The 18,541-nt window shown below is 69.4% G+C and carries 17 protein-coding genes; 10 read left to right on the top strand and 7 right to left on the bottom strand.

The annotated features are described in order from the left end of the window. Positions 1–22: 22 nt before the first annotated feature. The 3 genes from ABD679_RS11710 to ABD679_RS11720 form a co-directional block, all read right to left on the bottom strand. Complete coding sequence (locus tag ABD679_RS11710; protein ID WP_344760162.1) at positions 23–820, bottom strand: SGNH/GDSL hydrolase family protein; 798 nt, start codon at positions 818–820, stop codon at positions 23–25. A 14-nt stretch (positions 821–834) separates the two neighbouring features. Further along, complete coding sequence (gene upp, locus ABD679_RS11715) at positions 835–1,464, bottom strand: uracil phosphoribosyltransferase (RefSeq protein ID WP_344760164.1); 630 nt, start codon at positions 1,462–1,464, stop codon at positions 835–837. Between the two features lie 206 nt (positions 1,465–1,670). Further along, a complete protein-coding gene (locus tag ABD679_RS11720; protein WP_344760165.1) occupies positions 1,671–3,182 on the bottom strand; it encodes an aminotransferase class III-fold pyridoxal phosphate-dependent enzyme in 1,512 nt (503 codons plus the stop codon). Positions 3,183–3,327: 145 nt separating this feature from the next. On the opposite strand from ABD679_RS11720, the gene ABD679_RS11725 reads away from it, so the two are divergent. The 6 genes from ABD679_RS11725 to secF all read left to right on the top strand — a co-directional run bounded on the left by ABD679_RS11725 (position 3,328) and on the right by secF (position 9,808). Then, positions 3,328–3,759: an Lrp/AsnC family transcriptional regulator gene (locus tag ABD679_RS11725; RefSeq protein WP_344760166.1), complete on the top strand. Its 432-nt coding sequence runs from the start codon at positions 3,328–3,330 to the stop codon at positions 3,757–3,759. A gap of 175 nt (positions 3,760–3,934) precedes the next feature. Continuing rightward, positions 3,935–4,990: a tRNA preQ1(34) S-adenosylmethionine ribosyltransferase-isomerase QueA gene (gene queA / locus ABD679_RS11730; protein ID WP_344760266.1), complete on the top strand. Its 1,056-nt coding sequence runs from the start codon at positions 3,935–3,937 to the stop codon at positions 4,988–4,990. A 136-nt stretch (positions 4,991–5,126) separates the two neighbouring features. Beyond that, a complete protein-coding gene (gene tgt / locus ABD679_RS11735) occupies positions 5,127–6,251 on the top strand; it encodes a tRNA guanosine(34) transglycosylase Tgt (RefSeq protein WP_344760267.1) in 1,125 nt (374 codons plus the stop codon). A 253-nt stretch (positions 6,252–6,504) separates the two neighbouring features. Next, positions 6,505–6,852 (top strand): preprotein translocase subunit YajC, encoded by a 348-nt coding sequence (gene yajC, locus ABD679_RS11740; RefSeq protein ID WP_344760167.1) that lies wholly within the window; start codon positions 6,505–6,507, stop codon positions 6,850–6,852. Between the two features lie 103 nt (positions 6,853–6,955). Beyond that, on the top strand, positions 6,956–8,824 hold the full coding sequence (gene secD / locus ABD679_RS11745; RefSeq protein WP_344760168.1) for a protein translocase subunit SecD: 1,869 nt from the start codon (positions 6,956–6,958) through the stop codon (positions 8,822–8,824). Between the two features lie 18 nt (positions 8,825–8,842). Continuing rightward, on the top strand, positions 8,843–9,808 hold the full coding sequence (gene secF / locus ABD679_RS11750; protein ID WP_344760169.1) for a protein translocase subunit SecF: 966 nt from the start codon (positions 8,843–8,845) through the stop codon (positions 9,806–9,808). A 154-nt stretch (positions 9,809–9,962) separates the two neighbouring features. On the opposite strand, the gene ABD679_RS11755 is transcribed toward secF, so the two are convergent. Next, positions 9,963–10,790: an inositol monophosphatase family protein gene (locus tag ABD679_RS11755; protein ID WP_344760170.1), complete on the bottom strand. Its 828-nt coding sequence runs from the start codon at positions 10,788–10,790 to the stop codon at positions 9,963–9,965. A gap of 87 nt (positions 10,791–10,877) precedes the next feature. On the opposite strand from ABD679_RS11755, the gene ABD679_RS11760 reads away from it, so the two are divergent. From ABD679_RS11760 to ABD679_RS11770, 3 genes are all read left to right on the top strand, one after another. Then, complete coding sequence (locus ABD679_RS11760) at positions 10,878–11,675, top strand: RNA methyltransferase (protein WP_344760171.1); 798 nt, start codon at positions 10,878–10,880, stop codon at positions 11,673–11,675. A gap of 108 nt (positions 11,676–11,783) precedes the next feature. Beyond that, positions 11,784–12,692, top strand: coding sequence for a phosphate/phosphite/phosphonate ABC transporter substrate-binding protein (locus tag ABD679_RS11765; RefSeq protein ID WP_425561894.1), 909 nt, complete (start codon positions 11,784–11,786; stop codon positions 12,690–12,692). Continuing rightward, on the top strand, positions 12,689–14,821 hold the full coding sequence (locus ABD679_RS11770; protein WP_344760172.1) for a putative bifunctional diguanylate cyclase/phosphodiesterase: 2,133 nt from the start codon (positions 12,689–12,691) through the stop codon (positions 14,819–14,821). Before ABD679_RS11765 ends, ABD679_RS11770 begins: the two co-directional genes overlap by 4 nt. 99 nt (positions 14,822–14,920) lie before the next feature. Here the strand turns inward: ABD679_RS11770 and ABD679_RS11775 are convergent, their stop codons facing one another. The 3 genes from ABD679_RS11775 to ABD679_RS11785 form a co-directional block, all read right to left on the bottom strand. After that, on the bottom strand, positions 14,921–15,520 hold the full coding sequence (locus tag ABD679_RS11775) for a hypothetical protein (RefSeq protein ID WP_344760173.1): 600 nt from the start codon (positions 15,518–15,520) through the stop codon (positions 14,921–14,923). A gap of 145 nt (positions 15,521–15,665) precedes the next feature. After that, a complete protein-coding gene (locus ABD679_RS11780) occupies positions 15,666–16,316 on the bottom strand; it encodes an exopolysaccharide biosynthesis protein (protein ID WP_344760174.1) in 651 nt (216 codons plus the stop codon). Further along, positions 16,306–17,628, bottom strand: a complete 1,323-nt coding sequence (locus ABD679_RS11785; protein WP_344760175.1) for a hemolysin family protein — start codon at positions 17,626–17,628, stop codon at positions 16,306–16,308. The genes ABD679_RS11780 and ABD679_RS11785 overlap by 11 nt, the downstream gene beginning before the upstream one ends. A gap of 275 nt (positions 17,629–17,903) precedes the next feature. Here ABD679_RS11785 and ABD679_RS11790 point away from each other — a divergent pair, with 275 nt between their 5' ends. Then, positions 17,904–18,530: a DUF47 domain-containing protein gene (locus ABD679_RS11790; protein ID WP_344760176.1), complete on the top strand. Its 627-nt coding sequence runs from the start codon at positions 17,904–17,906 to the stop codon at positions 18,528–18,530. The last annotated feature ends 11 nt before the right edge of the window (positions 18,531–18,541 follow it).

Below are 18,541 nucleotides of genomic sequence, written 5' to 3' on the forward strand. Positions count from 1 at the left end.
TGCGGGCAGCGGGGCGGATCGGTCAGTCGTTGTCCTGTCCGATGACCGACAGCAGCCTGTCGATCGTGGCGGCTGCATAGGAGGTGCCGTGTGGAGTGCCAGCCTTGGGCGGCGGGGCGCCTGCCGGCCTCAATTCCGGCGTCAGGCCACTGTCGCTGGTGTAGATCGGGGCATCGACGGTGAAGTCAGGGGTGTCGGGAAGCGAGCCGAACGCGTCGCGGTAGAGAAGGACGGCGTCCAGCAGCACCAGGTCCTTTCCCGGATGCATGCCGTCCATGTAGAACCATGCGAACCCCGGCTCGGCGGCGCGCAGGCGCTGCAACTGCCCGGAGACTTCGATGTACGGGATGCCGGCATCGTTTGCCGCGGAAGCTTCCGCCTCAACCAGTCTGCGGGACGGGGCGGGAAGGGACTGGTAGGTTCCCAGCAGCACGGCGCGCGCGCCCTTCTTCCGGGCGAGGTCCGCCAGGGACTTGACCGCCTCGCGGGAGCGGATGCACGAGTCCGGACCGAATGCGCACATCAAGTCCCCGCCACGCTCCTGCAGGACCACCGTGGTGTAGGCATGTTTCGACAGCGCGCGTGCAACGGACCCGTCAGCCACGCGTTCTTCGAGCGTCGCGCCGCCCTTGACGATCATGTCGCTGTGGACGGCGTGGCCGCTTGCCGCTGCCAGCGCGGAGAAGACCGCCGGCAGGTTCCCGACGTAGACAAGGCTGTTGCCCACGAACAACACGCGGTCCGGGCGATCTGCCGGCGGCGCGGCACGGCACGCGCATAGAAGGACGATCGACAGGAAGGTGATCGCAAGCGTTCGCATGCGTGCTGGCCGGATCAGACCCGCGTGCCGAAGATCTTGTCGCCGGCGTCGCCCAACCCAGGCAGGATGTAGCCCTTCTCGTTGAGCCTTTCGTCGATCGAGGCGGTGTAGACCTCGACGTCCGGGTGCACGGCTTCCAGCGCCTTCAGGCCCTCCGGCGCGGCGACCAGGAACAGGCCCTTGATGCGCGGTGCACCCGCGGCCTTGAGCATGTCGACGGTGGCGATCAGGGTGCCGCCGGTGGCGAGCATCGGGTCGAGGATCAGGGCGGTGCGGTCGGCCATGTCGCCGACCAGGTTCTCGTAGTAGGGTATCGCCTGCAGCGAGGCCTCGTCGCGCTTGATGCCGACCACGCTGACCTTGGCGGCGGGGATCAGCTCCAGCACGCCCGGCAGCATGCCGATGCCGGCGCGCAGGATCGGCACCAGGGTGATCTTGCGGCCCTTGATCCGGCGCACGCACACCGGCCCGGCCCAGCCTTCTACCTCGGCGTCCTCGGTTTCCAGGTCCGACGTGGCCTCGTAGGTCAGCAGCGTGGCGACTTCCGCCGACAGTTCGCGGAAGGTCTTGGTACTGTTGTCGGCGCGGCGCATCAGGCCGAGCTTGTGCTGCACCAGCGGGTGGCGGACTTCGACTATTTTCATGCGGCGAAGTCTAGCGTGGCGGCGCGTGTCGCGCGCGCCCACAGGGCCGTGCTTCATTGGGATGCAGGAGCGGCTTCAGCCGCGAGTTCTTTCGTTCCTGCGTGCCACATGCAAAAGCTCGCGGCTGAAGCCGCTCCTGCAGAATCGGGAGACGGGAAAGGCCGGGTTGCCCCGGCCTTTCCCGGTTCCGCGATCTTGCCGTGCGGTCAGGCCGCGTCGGCCTGCTTCTGCCGCGGGCCTTCCAGCAGGGCGCGCTTGACCATCGACACGATCAGTTCGATCTCGTTCTCGTCGGCCTCGAAGCGCGGGGTGAAGCGCAGCGAGTTCTCGCCGCCGTGGATCACGCCCAGGCCCTGTTCGCGCAGCCATTCCTCGCTGGAACCGGCGCCGTAGCCCTTGAAGGCCGGGTCGAGTTCGCACGAGAACAGCAGGCCGGTGCCCTGGACCTTGGTGATCAGGCCGCCGAGTTCGTCCTTGAGCTTCTCCAGCGAGGCGATCGCCTGCTCGCCGCGCTTGCGGATGTTCTCGCGCAGTTCCGGCGTGAGCGCGCCCAGCACCACGCAGGCCACGTCCAGCGCGCGCGGGTTGCCGGTCATGGTGTTGCCGTAGGTGCCGCGCCTGTAGATGCCGGCGGCGCGCTCGTTCACCGCGAGCACCGACAGCGGGTACTGGCCGGCGTTGAGCGCCTTCGAGTACGTCTCCATGTCCGGCGCTTCCTGGCCTTCGAAGCCGGGATAGTCGACGACCGACAGCGTGCCGGTCGCGCGCAGGCCGGCCTGGATCGAGTCGACCAGCAGCAGCGAGCCGTGCGCCTTGGTCAACTCGCGCGCGGCGGCGTAGAAGTCCACCGGCACCGCGCGGCCCGGGTCGCCTTCGCCCATCACCGGCTCCAGGAACATCGCCTCGATGAACCAGCCGTTGGACTCGGCGTCGGCGAAGACCTGCTTGAGCGCGTCGATGTCGTAGGGCTCGATCGCGATCACGCTGTCCTCGCCGCGGTAGCTGGCGAGGAAGTTCATGTAGGTCTTGCGGGTGGAATCCGAATACAGCGCCGGGCGGTCGGTGCGGCCGTGGAAGCTGCCCTTGACCACCAGCCGCTTGACCTTGCGGCCGGCGTACCTGGCGCCGTCGTCGGTCATGGCCTTGGTGTTGGTGTCGGCGATGCGCGCGGCCAGCGAGACCGACTCGGAGCCGGAGTTGAGGCACATGAAGGCGGAGTAGGGGCATTTGCCGCCGCGGCTGTGGCCGATTTCCTTGCGCAGCGCGCGCTCGGCGCGCAGCTGCGACAGGCTCGGGGTCATGATGTTGGCCATCGCCTGGGGCTTGGCCATCGCGTCGATGATCGCCTGCGGCGCGTGGCCGAAGCCGAGCATGCCGTAGCCGCCGGTGTCGTACAGCACGGCGCCGTTGAGGGTCACGATCCACGGCCCGCGCGCGGCCAGCGCGATGTAGGGGTTCACGCCGTCCTGCGGGTAGAAGTTGACGAAGCCGGCCTGCACCGCCTGGACCTGGGCGTCCTCGTCGAGGTCGAGCAGGTCGGTGAGGTCGCCCTTGATGCGCGCGTATTCGGCCACGGCGGCATCGACGGCGGCTTCGAGTTCGGGATGGGTGGCGGCGAACTTCGCCAGCGTCGCGTCGTCCAGGCCGGTGGTGCGGCGCTTGCCCTTGTGGGCGCGGAGCGGGGCGAGCCTGTCGGCGAGCGGGTTGGTCTGCGACATATGCGGATCCTCCGTTGCGGGGTGGGGCCGGTGCCGCACGGGCGATGGCCAGCCCTCTATTATCGGCATCTGTTCGTCGGTTAACAGGTGCGATCTGCGCAGAATTCATGTAGATTTCGTCGAATCGACGAACCGGGAGGGTGCCATGCGGCTGACCGACGCCGACGAGGCCCTGCTGTCGCTGCTGCGCGAGAACGCCCGCACGTCCACCGCCCAGATCGCGCGCCGCCTGCAGCTTTCGCGCACCACCGTGCAGAGCCGGATCGAGCGCCTGGAGCGGCGCGGCGTGATCGCCGGCTACACCGTCCGCGTCGGCGACGACTTCGAGCGCGAGCAGGTACGCGCGCTGATCATGATCACCGTGTATCCCAAGCAGATGCCCGCCGTGGTCGAGGAACTGCAGCGCATGCCCGAGGTGCGCAGCCTGCAGTCGGTGAGCGGCATCTGGGACCTGGCCGCGGTGGGAATGGTGCCGACGATCGGCGACATGGACGCGCTCACCGACCGGATCGGCGCGCTGGACGGCGTCGAGCGCACCACCTCGTCGCTGGTGCTGTCGACCAAGTTTGAGCGCTGACCGGGAGTCCCTGTGGACCTTTGCAGGCTTTATGGGAGCGGCCATGGCCGCGATCCGGGCCGGGTCCGGCATCCAGGGCAATCGCGGCCATGGCCGCTCCCACAAGGGATCCCACAACGGGAATGCTCCATGCCGCGCCGCTTACAATGCGCGCCCACGCAGCGCCATGCCCGCCTTGAAGAAATCCGACTTCCACTACGACCTGCCCGCCGAGCTGATCGCGCAGGCGCCGCTGCCCGAGCGCTCGGCCAGCCGCCTGCTGGTGGTGCCGCCGGGCGAGTGCGCCTTCGACGACCGCCACGTGCGCGACCTGCCCGGGCTGCTGCGCGAGGGCGACCTGCTGGTGTTCAACGACACCCGGGTGATCCCGGCGCGGCTGTTCGGCCACAAGGCCGGCAGCGGCGGACGGGTGGAGATCCTGATCGAGCGCCTGCTGCCCGGCAACGAAGCGCGGGTGCAGGTGGGCGCGAGCAAGCCGCTCAAGCCCGGGGGGCGGATCGAACTCGACGCCGGCGGCGAGGCCGAGGTGCTCGGCCGCGAGGGCGAGTTCTACCACCTGCGGTTCGAAGTCGGCGACGCGCTGGAAGCCTGGCTGCTGCGCGCCGGCCGCCTGCCGCTGCCGCCCTACATCCGCCGCGAGCCCGGCGCCGACGACGACGAGCGCTACCAGACCGTGTTCGCGCGCAGGATCGGCGCCGTGGCCGCGCCGACCGCGGGCCTGCACTTCGACGACGCCCTGCTCGACGCGCTGCGCGAACGCGGCGTGCAGTTCGGCCACGTCACCCTGCACGTGGGCGCCGGCACCTTCCAGCCGGTGCGCGTGGACGACATTGCCCGGCACCAGATGCACAGCGAATGGCTCAACGTCGGCGCCGAACTGGTCGAGCAGGTGCGGCGCACGCGCGCTGCCGGTGGCCGCGTGATCGCGGTGGGTACGACGGTGGTGCGTGCGCTGGAGAGTGCCTGGCGTAAAAGCGGGGCGCTGGCCGACGGCGAGCTGCAGCCGTTCGCCGGCGAGACCCGGATCTTCATCTTCCCCGGCTACCGCGTCCGCTCGGTGGATGCGCTGCTGACCAACTTCCACCTGCCCGAGTCGACGCTGTTGATGCTGGTGTCGGCGTTCGCGGGCAAGGCGCGGATCTTCGCCGCCTACGAACACGCGGTGCGCGAGCGCTACCGGTTCTTCTCCTACGGCGACGCGATGCTGCTGTGGCCGGAGCATGCCGGATGAGCGCTCTCGACCGTCATTCCCGCGAACGCGGGAATCCAGTGGTTTTCCTTCCCGGCACGCGGGAGATCGCGGCTCGAAAGACGCCGGGCTCCCGCCTTCGCGGGAATGACGGCGATGGAGAGTCGACGTGAGCCGCATGTCCTTCGAGCTGCTCGGCACCGACGGCGCCGCCCGCCGCGGCCGGCTCGCGTTCCCGCGCGGCACCGTCGAGACGCCGGCCTTCATGCCGGTGGGGACCTACGGCACGGTCAAGGGCATGCTGCCCGCGCAGGTGCGCGACCTCGGCGCGCAGATCATCCTCGGCAACACCTTCCACCTGTTCCTGCGGCCCGGGCTGGAGGTGATCGAAGCGCACGGCGGCCTGCACGGTTTCGCGCGCTGGGACGGCCCGATCCTCACCGACTCGGGCGGCTTCCAGGTGTTCTCGCTGGCGCATCGCCGCAAGATCACCGAGCAGGGCGTGACCTTCGCCGCGCCCACCGACGGCCGCCGCGTCTTCCTCGGCCCCGAGGAGTCGATGCGCATCCAGAAGGTACTGGGCAGCGACATCGTGATGATCTTCGACGAGTGCCCGCCGGTGCACGTCGACGGCAAGCCGGTGGACCCGCGCGTGATCGAACGCTCGATGGAGCTGTCGCTGCGCTGGGCCGAACGCTCGAAGAAGGCGCACGAAGGCAACGACGCGGCGCTGTTCGGCATCGTCCAGGGCGGCGTGCACCGCGACCTGCGCACGCGCTCGGCCGAGGGGCTGAAGGCGATCGGCTTCGACGGCTACGCGGTCGGCGGCCTGGCGGTGGGCGAGACCGAGGCCGAGCGCAACGCGATGCTGGAGCACACCTGCCCGCAGCTGCCCGGGGACCGCCCGCGCTACCTGATGGGCGTGGGCCGGCCGGAGGACTTGGTCGAGGCGGTGGCGCGCGGCGTGGACATGTTCGACTGCGTGATGCCCACCCGCAACGCGCGCAACGGGCATTACTTCACCTCCACCGGCACGCTGCGCATCCGCAATGCGAAGTTCGAGCGCGACACGCGGCCGATCGAGGAAGGCTGCGGCTGCCCGGCCTGCACCGGCGGCTTCAGCCGCGCCTACCTGCGCCACCTGGACCGCTGCAACGAGATGCTGGGCCCGATCCTCGGCACCCTGCACAACCTTTGGTACTACCAGTCGCTGATGGTCGGCATGCGCGCGGCGATCGAGGAAGGCCGCTTCGCCGCCTTCCGCGACGCGTTCCACGCCGCGCGCCGGCCGGCCGGCGGCTGAGGCCCCGCCCGCTGTAGCGGGTAGCGGCCACGGCCGCGATCGCCTTGCCCGCCAGGACCCGGTGCGGCAAGGCATGCTCCATGACCGGCCGGATGCGCCCCCAGCGGAACCTTCTCCGGCGCGCGGAGTCCATTGCTGCCCCGGTGCCACCTGCGGCCGGGCATGGCCGGAATCGCGGCCCGGGGAGCCGCCGCGCGGCTTCGCGGCCGCCGCCGTGGCATAATTCCCCGCTATTTTGCCCGTGGAACCCCAGATGAACGTGTTCAATCCGCTCGACCTGCTGATCTCCCCCGCATACGCCCAGGCCGGGCAAGCGCCCCAGGGCGGTGGCCTGAGTTTCCTGATCATGCCGATCGTGCTGATCGCGGTGATGTACTTCCTGATGATCCGCCCGCAGATGAAGCGCGCCAAGGAACACCGCGCCATGCTCGACAAGCTCGGCAACGGCGACGAGGTCATCACCAACGGCGGCATGGCCGGTGTGGTGCGCGAGATCGGCGACAGCTTCATCACCGTCGAGATCGCCGACAACGTGCGCGTGCGCGTGCAGAAGGCCGCCATCGGCAACGTGCTGCCCAAGGGCACGCTCAAGTCCGCCTGATCCACCCTCCACCGGGCGCGGCGCCAGCCGTGCCCGGCACTGACCGCAACGTCGCGCCGAAGGCCCCCGGGGCCGGACCGCGCGATGCCCTGGAAACGCACTGATGCTTGAATTCCCGCGCTGGAAGTACGTCGTCATCCTGATCGTGGTGCTGGTGAGCACGCTGTACGCGCTGCCCAACATCTATCCGCAGGATCCCTCCGTCCAGATCACCGCCAACCGCGGCGGCAGCATCGACGACGCGTTGCGGCAGAAGGTCGAGAAGACCCTGGCCGACGCCGGCATCGCGAACAAGTCGGTCGAAATCGAGGACGGCAACATGCTGGTCCGCCTGCCGGGCCTGGACGAACAGACCCGCGCATCCGACACCCTGCGGCCGGCGCTGGGCGACGACTACGTGGTGGCGCTCAACCTGGCATCGACGGTGCCTTCCTGGCTGGAGGCACTGCGCGCACGGCCGATGCTGCTCGGCCTCGACCTGCAGGGCGGCGTGCACTTCCTGCTCCAGGTCGACCAGAAGGCGGCGCTGGAAAAGCGCTTCGAGGCCTACGCCGAGGACATCCGCGTGGCCCTGCGCGACGGCCGCGTGGGCTACGAGTCGGTCGAACGCGTCGGCAGCGGCGGCACCATCGTCGCCACCCTGGGAGAAGGCGTCGACGCCGCCACCGCGCGCGACGCGATCGCCAAGGCGCTGCCGACGATGCAGCTCTCCTCTGAAGGCAACAAGGTCACCGCCCGCGTGCCCGAGGCGGAGGTCAACGAGATCGTCTCCAACGCGATCGAGCAGAACGTCGGCACCCTGCGCAACCGCATCAACGAACTCGGCGTGGCCGAGCCGATCATCCAGCGCCAGGGCGCCAGCAACGTCGTGGTCGAGCTGCCGGGCGTGCAGGACACCGCCCAGGCCAAGCGCATCATCGGCGCGACCGCCACGCTGGAATACCGCGGCGTGGTCGACGGCAACCCCTACGACGCCGTCGCTAGCGGCAACGTGCCGCCGGACGCGCGCGTGTACTACCGCAAGGACCTGGGCCCGGACGGCAAGCCGATGCCGATCCTGCTGAGCAAGCGCGTGATCGCCACCGGCGAGCAGCTGGTCGACGCGCGCTACCAGATGGACCCGCAGAGCGGCACGCCGGCGGTGTCGGTGACGCTCAACGGCCCCGGCGGCCAGCGCATGTTCGACTTCACCAGCCAGAACGTCGGCAAGCAGATGGCGGTGGTCTACATCGAGCGCATCCCCGAGGTGAAGGTCATCGACGGGCAGGAAGTGCGCACCACCCGCACCACCGAGGAAGTGATCAACGCCGCCACCATCCAGGGCGTGTTCGGCAAGAACTTCCAGACCACCGGCCTTGAGAGCGCGCAGTTCGCGCAGGACCTGGCGCTGCAGCTGCGCGCCGGCTCGCTGGCCGCGCCGATGGACTTCGTCGAGGAACGCGTGGTCGGCCCCAGCCTGGGCAAGGACAACGTCGCTCGCGGCACCAAGGCCGTGGTGTTCTCGTTCGTGTTCGCGCTGGCGTTCTTCCTGATCTACTACCGGACGTTCGGCCTGCTGACCTGCATCGCGCTGCTGCTCAACCTGGTGATCATCGTGGCGGTGATGTCGCTGTTCACGGCCACCATGACGTTGCCCGGCTTCGCCGGCCTGGCGCTGTCGGTGGGCATGTCGGTGGACGCCAACGTGCTGATCAACGAACGCATACGCGAGGAGTTGCGGGCGGGCATGCCCGCCAAGACCGCGATCGCCGTGGGCTACGACCGCGCCTCGGGCACGATCTTCGACTCCAACATGACCGCGCTGCTGGCCGGCGTGGCGCTGTTCGCGTTCGGCACCGGCCCGCTGAAGGGCTTCGCGGTCACCATGATCGTCGGCATCCTCGCGTCGCTCTACACCGCGGTGACCGTCTCGCGCGGCCTTGCAACGCTGATCTACGCGCGTCGCAAGAAGATCAAGACGATCGCCATCTGACCGGAACCGGATACGACCATGAAACTTTTCCCGCTGCATCTCATTCCGGCCAGCCCCAACGTCGACTTCATGCGGCTGCGCTGGGTCTCGATCGGCCTGGCCGTCGCGCTCGCGGTCATCGCGGCCGGGGCGATGGCCTTCAAGGGCTTCAACTACGCGCTCGACTTCACCGGCGGCACGCTGGTCGAACTGCGCTTCGACCGCCCCGCCAACGTCGACCACGTCCGCGACCAGCTGGCCGAGGCCGGCTATGACGGTGCGCAGGTCCAGACCTACGGCAGCGGCAGCGACCTGCTGGTGCGCCTGCAGACCGAGGAGGGGCAGGACACCGCCGCGGCCTCCAGTACCGCCGCCAAGGCGGTGCTGGAAGCGGTCAACTCGGCGGACAACCCGGCGCACATCACGCGTTCGGAGTTCGTCGGCCCGCAGGTCGGCAAGGATCTGGCGCGCAACGCCGTGTGGGCGCTGCTGTTCGTGATCGTCGGCTTCCTGATCTACATCGCGATGCGCTTCGAATGGAAGTTCGCGGTCGCCGCCATCATGACTACCCTGCACGACGTGCTGATCGTGGCCGGCTTCTTCGCCCTGACCGGGCGCGAGTTCGACCTGACCGTGCTGGCGGGCCTGCTGTCGGTGATGGGCTTCTCGATCAACGACACCATCGTGGTGTTCGACCGCGTGCGCGAGAACTTCCGCAACCTGCGCGTGGAGCCGGTGGAACTGCTCAACCGCTCGATCAACCAGACCCTGTCGCGCACGATCATCACCTCGTTTGTCGCGTTCCTCAGCGCGCTGGCGCTGTACATCTACGGCGGCGGCTCGCTGGAAGGCATGGCGCTGTCGCAGATGATGGGCATCGTGATCGGCACCATCTCCTCGATCTTCATCGCCTGCCCGCTGCTGACCATCGGCCCGCTGAAGGTGAGCAAGCAGGACCTGATGCCGAAGGCCAAGGACCTGGAGGCGCTGGCGCGCCGGCCGTGACGGCCGGCTTTTGCCGGATGGGAAAAGGCCGCGCATTGCGCGGCCTTTTTTCGTGTGGGTTACCGCGGTGTGCTGCGGGAGCACTGCGGGCGCCGCCATGGCCGCTCCCATAAGGCCTCACAGTATCCCGCGACGGCCTGCTACCGGGCAGTGATCAGGAAAACGCCTGCAGGTAGCCCGACGAGGTGATCGTCTTCAGCAGCGGGTCCACGATGCGCACGTTGCCGGCGACCAGGTGGCGCGGGCCGGTTTCGATGTGCAGCGGGCCGGTGGCGCCGCCGCGGAAGTCGTTGACGCGGCCGCCGGCCTCGCGCACCAGCAGGATGCCGGCGGCGATGTCCCAGGGCTGCACGCCGGACTCGAAATAGGCGTCGCTGCGGCCACAGGCCACGTAGGCCAGGTCGAGCGCGGCCGAGCCGGTGCGGCGGATGTCCTCGGCGGTGCCGAGCAGGGCGCCGATGCACTTGAGCTGGGCCTCGGCACGCTTGCGCTCGCGCGGCGGGAAGCCGGTCCCGATGACGGCGCCGGCGATCTCCCTGCGCTCGCCGACGCGCACGCGGCGTTCGTTGAGCTGGCTGCCGCTGCCGCGGCTGGCGGTGAACAGCTCGTTGCGCAGCGGGTCGAAGATCACGGCCTGGACCGGTTCGGGGCCCTCGCACAGCGCGATCGACACGCACCAGTGGGGAAAGCCGCGCAGGTAGTTGCTGGTGCCGTCGAGCGGGTCGATGACCCAGGTGTAGCGGCTGGGGCCGCGGCTGCCCTTCTGCGTACCGCCTTCCTCGCCGAGCACGGCGTACTCGGGGTAGGCCCGGCGCAATTCCTTGACGATCGCCTCCTCGGCGAGGCCGTCGACCTCGCTGGCGTAGTCCATGCGCTCCTTCTCGACCACGTTCAGCGCATCGAGGCGGTGCATGTGGCGCAGCAGGATGTTGCCCCCGGCGCGCGCCGCCTTGACCATGACATTGACAGCGGGTTGTTGCATCGCGGACAGCTCCGGGCGCAGGCGGGGATCGGGAGGGAAAAGAACGGGACCGGCGCCAGGGCCGGGCGCGCAGTTTACCATTCACGGATGAATCAGGATCCATCGCGGCCATCGCGCGATCCGGCACCCGCGGACCGTATCCGCATCGTGCTGGTCGGCACCCAGCATCCAGGCAACATCGGTTCGGCGGCGCGGGCGCTCAAGACCATGGGACTGGCGCGGCTGGTGCTGGTGGCGCCGCAGCGCTTTCCGCATGCCGATGCGCAGGCGCTGGCCGCCGGCGCGGACGACGTGCTGGCGGCGTCATCGCGCGTGGAGACGCTGGCTGAAGCGGTGGCCGACTGCCACCTCGTGCTGGGCTGCACCGCGCGCAGCCGGCGCGTGCCGCTGGAGGAGCTGCCGCCGCGCGCGGCAGCGGCGCGGGCGCGCGACGCGGCGCTGGCCGGGGGCGAGGTCGCGCTGGTGTTCGGCCGCGAGCGCACAGGGCTGGAGAACGACGAACTGCAGTTGTGCCATGCCGCCGTGCATATTCCGGCAAACCCGGATTACAGTTCGCTCAACCTCGCCGCGGCCGTGCAGGTGCTGGCCTACGAACTGCGGCTGGCGCTGCTGGAACAGGACGCACCGGCCTCGGCCGGCGGGCACGGGCAGGCGGGCCATCCGGATCCGCCGGCCAGCCACGCCCAGATGGAAGGACTGTTCGAACAGCTGGCGCAGACCCTGGACGACATCGATTTCCACAAGGGCAGGGCGCCCGATTCGGCGATGCGCAAGCTGCGGCGCCTGTTCCTGCGCGGCGGACTCGACGAGCGCGAAGTGCGGCTGCTGCGCGGCATCCTCGCCGATGCCCAGCGCATGGCCCGGCTCGCCGGCGGGCGCCGCTGAGTGCGTGCCCGCGGGTGCCCCGGATGCGTGCCAGCAGGCCGCATTTGGGCTAGGCTCGCTGGGTCCCAGCCGCCCGGTGCCGCGAACTTGGCCAAACCGCTAGCCCGTATGTGCAGACTGCTGCTGGCCAGCCTGCTCGGGTTCGCATTCTCCCAGGCCGCGATGGCCGACGACGACGGCCACGTGCTGGTGCTCGGCCGCATCAGCGACAACCCGCAGGCGCATTACGAACAGCTCAAGCCGCTGCTCGACTACGTGGTCCCGCGGATGCGCGACGTGGGCATCACCGAGGGCCGGATCCTGATGGCGCGCGACGCGCAGCAGATGGCCAGTTACCTGCGCCGCGGGCGCGTGGACTGGGTGACCGAGACCGCCGGCACCGCGATGCAGCTGCAGCAGGGTGCCCATGCGCAGCCGCTGCTGCTGACCGAGCGCAACGGCGTCAACCGCTACCACACCGTCTTCTTCGCCCGCCGCGACAGCGGCATCGATTCGCTGAAGGACCTGCGCGGGCGCAGCATCGCGTTTCAGAACGCGGCGTCCACCAGCGCCTACTTCGTGCCGGCGACGGAGATCCTGCGCCTCGACCTGCCGATGGAGATCCTGCTCTCGCCGATGGACCGCCCGCCTGCGGGTTCGGTCGGCTACCTGTTCGCGCGCTCGGAACTGAACATCTCGACCTGGGTGGACAAGCGGCTGGTCGACGCCGGGGTGATGAGCAACCTGGACTGGGACAACCCCAGGCGCATGCCGCCGGCGTACCGGCGGGCGATGAAGATCGTCCACCAGACCAACGACTATCCGCGCGCGGTGGAGATGGTGCGCGCCGACCTCGACGCGCGCGTGCGCGACCGCCTGCGCGAGGTGCTGGTCGAGGCCGCGAACGACCCCGATGCGCGCGAGCCGCTGCTGCGCTTCTTCAAGACCACCCGTTTCCTGCCGATCGACGCGCAGGACGTGCAGGCACTCGATGCGCTGCGCAAGGGCATCGTGCGGGTAGGGCAGCAGATCGAATGAAGCTGCGCCACGGCCTCTATCCGCGCTTCCTGATGCTGACCGCCGCCGTGCTGGTGGTGATGCTGGGCGTGGTCGGGGTGATGCTGCACCGGCAGGCGACGATGCAGCGCGAGGTCATCGCGCTGAACAAGGACTCGGTGCACGCGCTGGTTTCCAGCCGCGTGCGTGCGCGCGGCGAAGCGGCCGCCTCGCAGCTGGCCGACTCGCTGGTCAACCCGCTGTACTACTTCGACCTCGACGCGATCGGCGAGATCCTGCGCAGCGTGCTGCACGAATCAGACGTGGTCTACGCGATCGTCTACGACAACAGCGGCGCGGTCATCCATGACGGCAGCAGCGACATCGCCACCTACGGGCAGGTGATGCAGGACCAGCTGGCCTACGAAGTCATCACCGCGCGTGGCCCGCACGTGCAGGTGACCAGCAAGCTCCTGGACGTGTCGGCGCCGGTGCGCATCGGCGACCAGCGCATCGGTGGCGTACGCATCGGCTACTCGCTCGCCTCGGTCGTGGCCGACGAGGCGCGTGCCACGGCCGCGATGCAGGACAGGATGGACCGGATCAGCCGCCACCACGCGCTGTGGGTGCTGCTGATGCTGGTGGTGCTGCTGGCGATCGGGGTGCTGGTGAGCCTGGTCGTGCAGCGCGCGCTGGTGCGGCCGATCCGGCAGCTGGCCAACGCCGCGCGCGAGATCGAGGCCGGCAACTTCGCCACCGAAGTGCCGACCTCGCCGCGCCACGACGAGATCGGCGACCTGATGCGCGCGTTCTCGCGCATGGGCGAGAGCATCGTGCGCCACGACCGCGACATCCGCCGCATGGCCTACACCGATGCACTCACCGGCCTGTCGAACCGGCTGGCCTTCCGCGAGCACCTCGACCAGCAGCTGATGCTGGTGCGCGGCGCGGCGCGGCAGATGGCGCTGCTGTTCGCTGACATCGACGACTTCAAGCGCGTCAATGACACCCTCGGCCACGACGCCGGCGACGAAGTGCTGGTGCAGTTCTCCAGCCGCATCCGCGAAGTAATGGAGCACTCGGGCAACGGCAGGAGCACGCTGGCGCGCTTCGGCGGCGACGAGTTCGTGATCCTGCTCGAGTCGGCGGAAGAGGGCGACAGCGGCATCCGCGACGACGCCAGCAGCCTGGCCGAGGCGCTGGTGGTGGAGCTGAGCCGGCCGATCATGGTGCGCGGACGGCAAGTGTTCCTCGGCACCTCGATCGGCATCACCCTGTTCCCGGACGACGCGTCCAACGCGGCGATGCTGATGAAGAACGGCGACATCGCCATGTACCAGGCCAAGGTCGCCGGCAAGAATTGCCACCGCTTCTACAGCCGCGCCATGGACCAGGCCGTGGAGCGGCGCGTGCACATGGAGCAGGACCTGCGCGGTGCGTGGGAGCGCGGCGAGCTGAGCCTGGTCTACCAGCCGGTGTTCGGCCTGTCGGACGGCAAGCTGGCCGGCGCCGAGGCGCTGCTGCGCTGGCAGCACCCCGAGCACGGGCCGATCGCGCCCTCGGTGTTCATCGACGTCGCCGAGCAGAGCGGCCTGATCGAGACCCTCGGCCCGGCGGTGCTGCGCGCCGCCTGCGTCGACGCCATGCGCTGGTCGCAGGAGCATCCGGGCGCGGACGGCCTGTTCGTGTCGGTCAACGTCTCGCCGCGGCAGCTGCGCAACGGCGACCTGTCCGAACAGGTCGCGCAGGCACTGGCCGAAACCGGCCTCGACCCATCGCGCCTGCACGTCGAACTCACCGAAACCGCGGTGATCGGCGACGAGATCCGCGCCAGCACCCTGCTCGGGCGCCTGCGCAGCACCGGTGTGAAGGTGTGGCTGGACGACTTCGGCACCGGCTTCTCCGGCCTGAGCCACCTGCGCCGCGTGCCGGTGGACGGGGTGAAGATCGACCGCAGCTTCGTCGCCGACGTGCTGCGCGACCCCGACGACCTGGCGCTGACCACCGCCATCATCGCCATGGCCCACTCGCTGGGCATCACCGTCGTCGCCGAGGGCGTGGAGAAGGAAGGCCAGTACGACATCCTGCGCGAACGCGGCTGCGACCTCGCCCAGGGTTACTGGCTGGGGCACCCGATGACGACGCAGGATTTCATGCGCCTGCTCGACTGAGACGGCGCGATTTCCGTCGCGCAGCGTGTCAGGTTTGCCGGCAGCAAATGACGACGGCCGCGATCCGCGGCCGTCGTGGCTTGCAACCTTGGCCTGGTTTCAGTCGATCTGGCCGGGTACGGTTTCCGACTTGCCGCTGCTGCCGGTGGCGGCGACCGGGCTGCCGGTCATCGCCGCCAGCGCGTCGTGGATCGCGCCGCCCGCGGCCCTGATCTGCGCCGGCGTGGTGTTCTCGCCGCCGATGAAGGCGATGAAGTCCTGGCGGTGGTCGGCCACGAGCTTCGGGGCGAAATCCGACTTGATCCGCTCGCAGCGGTCGGCCGTGATCTGCAGGAACCGGTCGCTACCGACATCGCAGAACACCTGTGTCTTGAACTCGACCTGGCCGGGCGCCGCCTGCTTCATGTACACGCGCACGGCGAAGTGCTGGTAGCCGCTCTTGCCGCCGATTTCATTGGTCCGGTAGACCCAGACCGTGCCTTCGCCGGGACCCCAGCGCATGGCGGACACCGTGATCTGGTCGTCGGCCAGCAGCCTGCGCACGGCGCTGTGCGACGACAGCGTCGCGGACAGCGCGTTCACCGTGTCCTTGCCGAGCCCCTCGTCCTGCGCGCCGCGGTTGGGAAGCTCCTGCGCGAACGCGGAAGCGGGCAGCATCAGGGCCACCAGTGCGATGGCGTGGATCTTCTTCATCATCATCATGCAACTCCTTTTGTGGGTGGACCGCGCGTCGTACGCAGCGGCGACCCTTATAGCGGACGCCGGGTGAAAGATTCCCGAAGAAGGGATGCGTGCAAACCGCTCCGTCCCGGAGGCACGCGGCCCGCAGCCGGGGCTTCCCCGATCAGCCCAGCCGCCCGATCCACTCCGCCGCCGCTGCCGCCAGCGCGCCGCTGAGCACGCCGAACACCGCCACCGCCGCCGCACCCAGGCTCCAGGCCACGCACATCAGCGCGCCGTCGCGTTCGAGCAGGGCAAGGGCGAACAGCAGGAGCAGGGCGCCGAAGACGTAGTTGGTGAACGGAATCGGCAGCGCCAGCAGCAGGCCGAGCAGGACCAGCAGCAGGCCGCTGAACATGCCGGCGACGCGATGGTTGAGCAGGTAGGACATCCGCGGCCTGACCAGCCGCTCCAGCCGCGTGAGCCAGGGGGCGAGGCGCTGTTCAAAGCGCGCGAGCGCGCGCCGGTGCGGCCCGCGGCAGGCGATGAATCGCGGCAGCCACGGCGTGCGCCGGCCGACCAGCAGCTGCAGGCCGATCAGCATCACCAGCGGTCCGCTGACCGCGCCGCCGACGCCGGGAATCGGGATGAAGGCGGGCAGGGTGGCCACGAACAGCAGCATCCCGAACGCGCGCTCGCCAAGCCCGGCGAACACGTCGGCGAAACGGAGGGTCTCGTCCGGATCGCCGGCGGTCAGCGCGGCCAGCAGCAGGCGGGTGCCGGGTGGCCGGGGCCTGTCGTCGCGCGGCGGCTCGCCAGGCGCGTCACTGCGCATCGTGCGCGGCCGCCCCGGGCAGGCGCTGCAGCAGCAGCTTGTCGATGCGCGGGCCGTCGAGGTCGACGATCTCGATCCGCCAGCCGTTCCATTCGAAGTGCTCGCCGACGTTCGGGATGCGCCCGAACTGGGCGATGATCATGCCGGCCGCGGTGTGGTAGTCGTGCTCTTCCTCGAGCGGGAGCAGGCCGGTGCCGAGCAGTTCGCGCAGGTTGTCGACGGTCAGGCCGCCGTCGACGAGCAGGGAGCCGTCGTCGCGCACGACCACCAGCGGTGCGGCGTCGCCGCCGTTGCTGCCCTGGGTGCGGCCGATCACGGCTTCGACCACGTCGTTGATGGTGACCAGGCCGGTGATGTCGCCGTACTCGTCGACCACCATCGCCAGTGACTGCCGGTCCTCGCGCAGGATTTCCAGCAGCTTCAGCGCCGGGGTCGACTCGGAGACGAACAATGCTTCGCGCAGGTCGCGGAACAGGTCCTGCTCGCGCTGGTCGAGGCGGTCGAGCAGCGACTTGACCTCCAGCACGCCGAGGACTTCCTCGTCGCTGCCGCGGTAGACGGGATAGCGCGAGAACGGCGTGGCGCGCATGGTGGCCAGGTTTTCCTCGTAGCTTTCGGACGCGTCCAGCCAGACGATGCGGGTGCGCGGGGTCATCAGGTTTTCCGCGTCGCGATCGCCCAGGCGCATCACCCGGTTCATCATGTTGCGTTCGTCGGCGTCGATCACGCCCTGCTCGTGGCCCTCGCTGACCAGCAGGCGGATCTCTTCCTCGGTGATGGCGTTGCGGGCGTCGTCGCGGATGCCGAGCAGGCGCAGCACGCCGCGGTTGATCGCGCCGAGGCTGAACACGACCGGCTTGGCGGCGGTCGCCAGCAGGTCCAGCGGCATCGCGACCATGCTGGCGATGCGCTCGGAATTGGTCAGCGCCAGGCGCTTGGGGATAAGTTCGCCGAACACCACCGACGCGGAGGTGATCAGGCCCACCGCGATGACCAGGCCGATGGTATGCGCGTACTGCCCCAGCTGCGGGAACGCGCCGGTGAACCAGGTGGCGATCTTTTCGCCGATCGAGTCGCCGCCGAGCACGCCGGTGAGGATCGCGATCATGGTGATGCCGATCTGCACCGTCGACAGCAGGTTGTCCGGCTGTTCGGCCAGCGCCAGCGCCTTGCGCGCCCCGCGGCCGAGGTTGCCCGGCGCATCGCCCATCTGCCGCAGGCGCGACTTGCGCGAGGTCATCAGCGCCATCTCCGACATGGCGAAGAAGGCGTTGAGCACGATCAGGGCGGCGACGACCAGCAGTTCGATCACGGGCGCCCCCCGCTGCGGATGGCCGCGTGCGCGGCAGCCGGAAGGCCGGTGCCGGGGCGTGGATCGGGCGGGGGAGGCGGTGGTTCGTCCATAGCTGCGCCTCGGGGGCGCGGCCGCATGATAGCAGGGGCGTCGGCGGGATCCGCGCCGCGGGCAGGGGCGCCGCGCCGCGCCGCGGAGGCGGCGCGGGTGGGCCTTCGGCTTCGGCTGCCGTCATTTTCCGGTCATAATCGCGCCTTCGCTTCGAACGCAGGCCCGCACAGGGACGCCCCACGATGTTCTCACTGCAGACGATCTTCGGTTCCGGGAAACAGTTCTACGACCTGCTCGACGAGTCGGCCGACGCGGCCTACGACGCCGCCAAGGCCCTCCACGCGATGATGAAGGAGGCCGACCGGCAGCCTGCGCTGGACGCCTTCAAGCTGGCCCGCGTGCGCGAGCGCAGCGCGTCGGACCGGATCAGCCACGCGCTGGTGGACAGCTTCATCACCCCGATCGAGCGCGAGGACATCGAGACCCTGGGCTCGGCGCTGTACAAAATCCCCAAGCAGATCGAGAAGTTCGCCGACCGTTATTCGCTGGCGCTGCAGCACCTGGAGCACATCGACTTCGCCCCGCGCGCGGCGATGCTCGAGCAGGCCGCCTCGGTGGTGGTGGAGATGGTCCACGAGCTCAAGCGCATGGACCTGGACCGCATGAGCGCGCTCAACGACAAGCTGCGCGCGCTGGAGAACGAAGCCGACCGGCTGATGCTGGAGCTGTACCGGGACATCTATTCCGGCAACCTCGACGCACTGCAGATGTTCCTGCTCAAGGAGTTCTTCGAGATCCTGGAGAAGGCCATCGACCGCTGCCGCGAGGCGGGCGTGGTGGTCTACCAGATCGTGCTCAAGAACAGCTGACGGGGACGATC

Origin of the sequence: Luteimonas lutimaris (genome assembly GCF_039537065.1) — a bacterium.
In the GTDB taxonomy this organism is placed as follows: Bacteria; Pseudomonadota; Gammaproteobacteria; order Xanthomonadales; family Xanthomonadaceae; genus Luteimonas; species Luteimonas lutimaris.

Bases quoted from the DNA above. Each gene is read 5' to 3' on its own strand.
- ABD679_RS11790 (WP_344760176.1), top strand. From the start codon at position 17,904: ATGTTCTCACTGCAGACGATCTTCGGTTCCGGGAAACAGTTCTACGAC.
- ABD679_RS11770 (WP_344760172.1), top strand. From the start codon at position 12,689: ATGAAGCTGCGCCACGGCCTCTATCCGCGCTTCCTGATGCTGACCGCC.
- ABD679_RS11765 (WP_425561894.1), top strand. From the start codon at position 11,784: ATGTGCAGACTGCTGCTGGCCAGCCTGCTCGGGTTCGCATTCTCCCAG.
- ABD679_RS11760 (WP_344760171.1), top strand. From the start codon at position 10,878: ATGAATCAGGATCCATCGCGGCCATCGCGCGATCCGGCACCCGCGGAC.
- ABD679_RS11780 (WP_344760174.1), bottom strand. From the start codon at position 16,316: ATGCGCAGTGACGCGCCTGGCGAGCCGCCGCGCGACGACAGGCCCCGG.
- upp (WP_344760164.1), bottom strand. From the start codon at position 1,464: ATGAAAATAGTCGAAGTCCGCCACCCGCTGGTGCAGCACAAGCTCGGC.
- yajC (WP_344760167.1), top strand. From the start codon at position 6,505: ATGAACGTGTTCAATCCGCTCGACCTGCTGATCTCCCCCGCATACGCC.
- secD (WP_344760168.1), top strand. From the start codon at position 6,956: ATGCTTGAATTCCCGCGCTGGAAGTACGTCGTCATCCTGATCGTGGTG.
- ABD679_RS11720 (WP_344760165.1), bottom strand. From the start codon at position 3,182: ATGTCGCAGACCAACCCGCTCGCCGACAGGCTCGCCCCGCTCCGCGCC.
- secF (WP_344760169.1), top strand. From the start codon at position 8,843: ATGAAACTTTTCCCGCTGCATCTCATTCCGGCCAGCCCCAACGTCGAC.
- ABD679_RS11755 (WP_344760170.1), bottom strand. From the start codon at position 10,790: ATGCAACAACCCGCTGTCAATGTCATGGTCAAGGCGGCGCGCGCCGGG.
- ABD679_RS11725 (WP_344760166.1), top strand. From the start codon at position 3,328: ATGCGGCTGACCGACGCCGACGAGGCCCTGCTGTCGCTGCTGCGCGAG.
- ABD679_RS11710 (WP_344760162.1), bottom strand. From the start codon at position 820: ATGCGAACGCTTGCGATCACCTTCCTGTCGATCGTCCTTCTATGCGCG.
- ABD679_RS11775 (WP_344760173.1), bottom strand. From the start codon at position 15,520: ATGATGATGAAGAAGATCCACGCCATCGCACTGGTGGCCCTGATGCTG.
- tgt (WP_344760267.1), top strand. From the start codon at position 5,127: ATGTCCTTCGAGCTGCTCGGCACCGACGGCGCCGCCCGCCGCGGCCGG.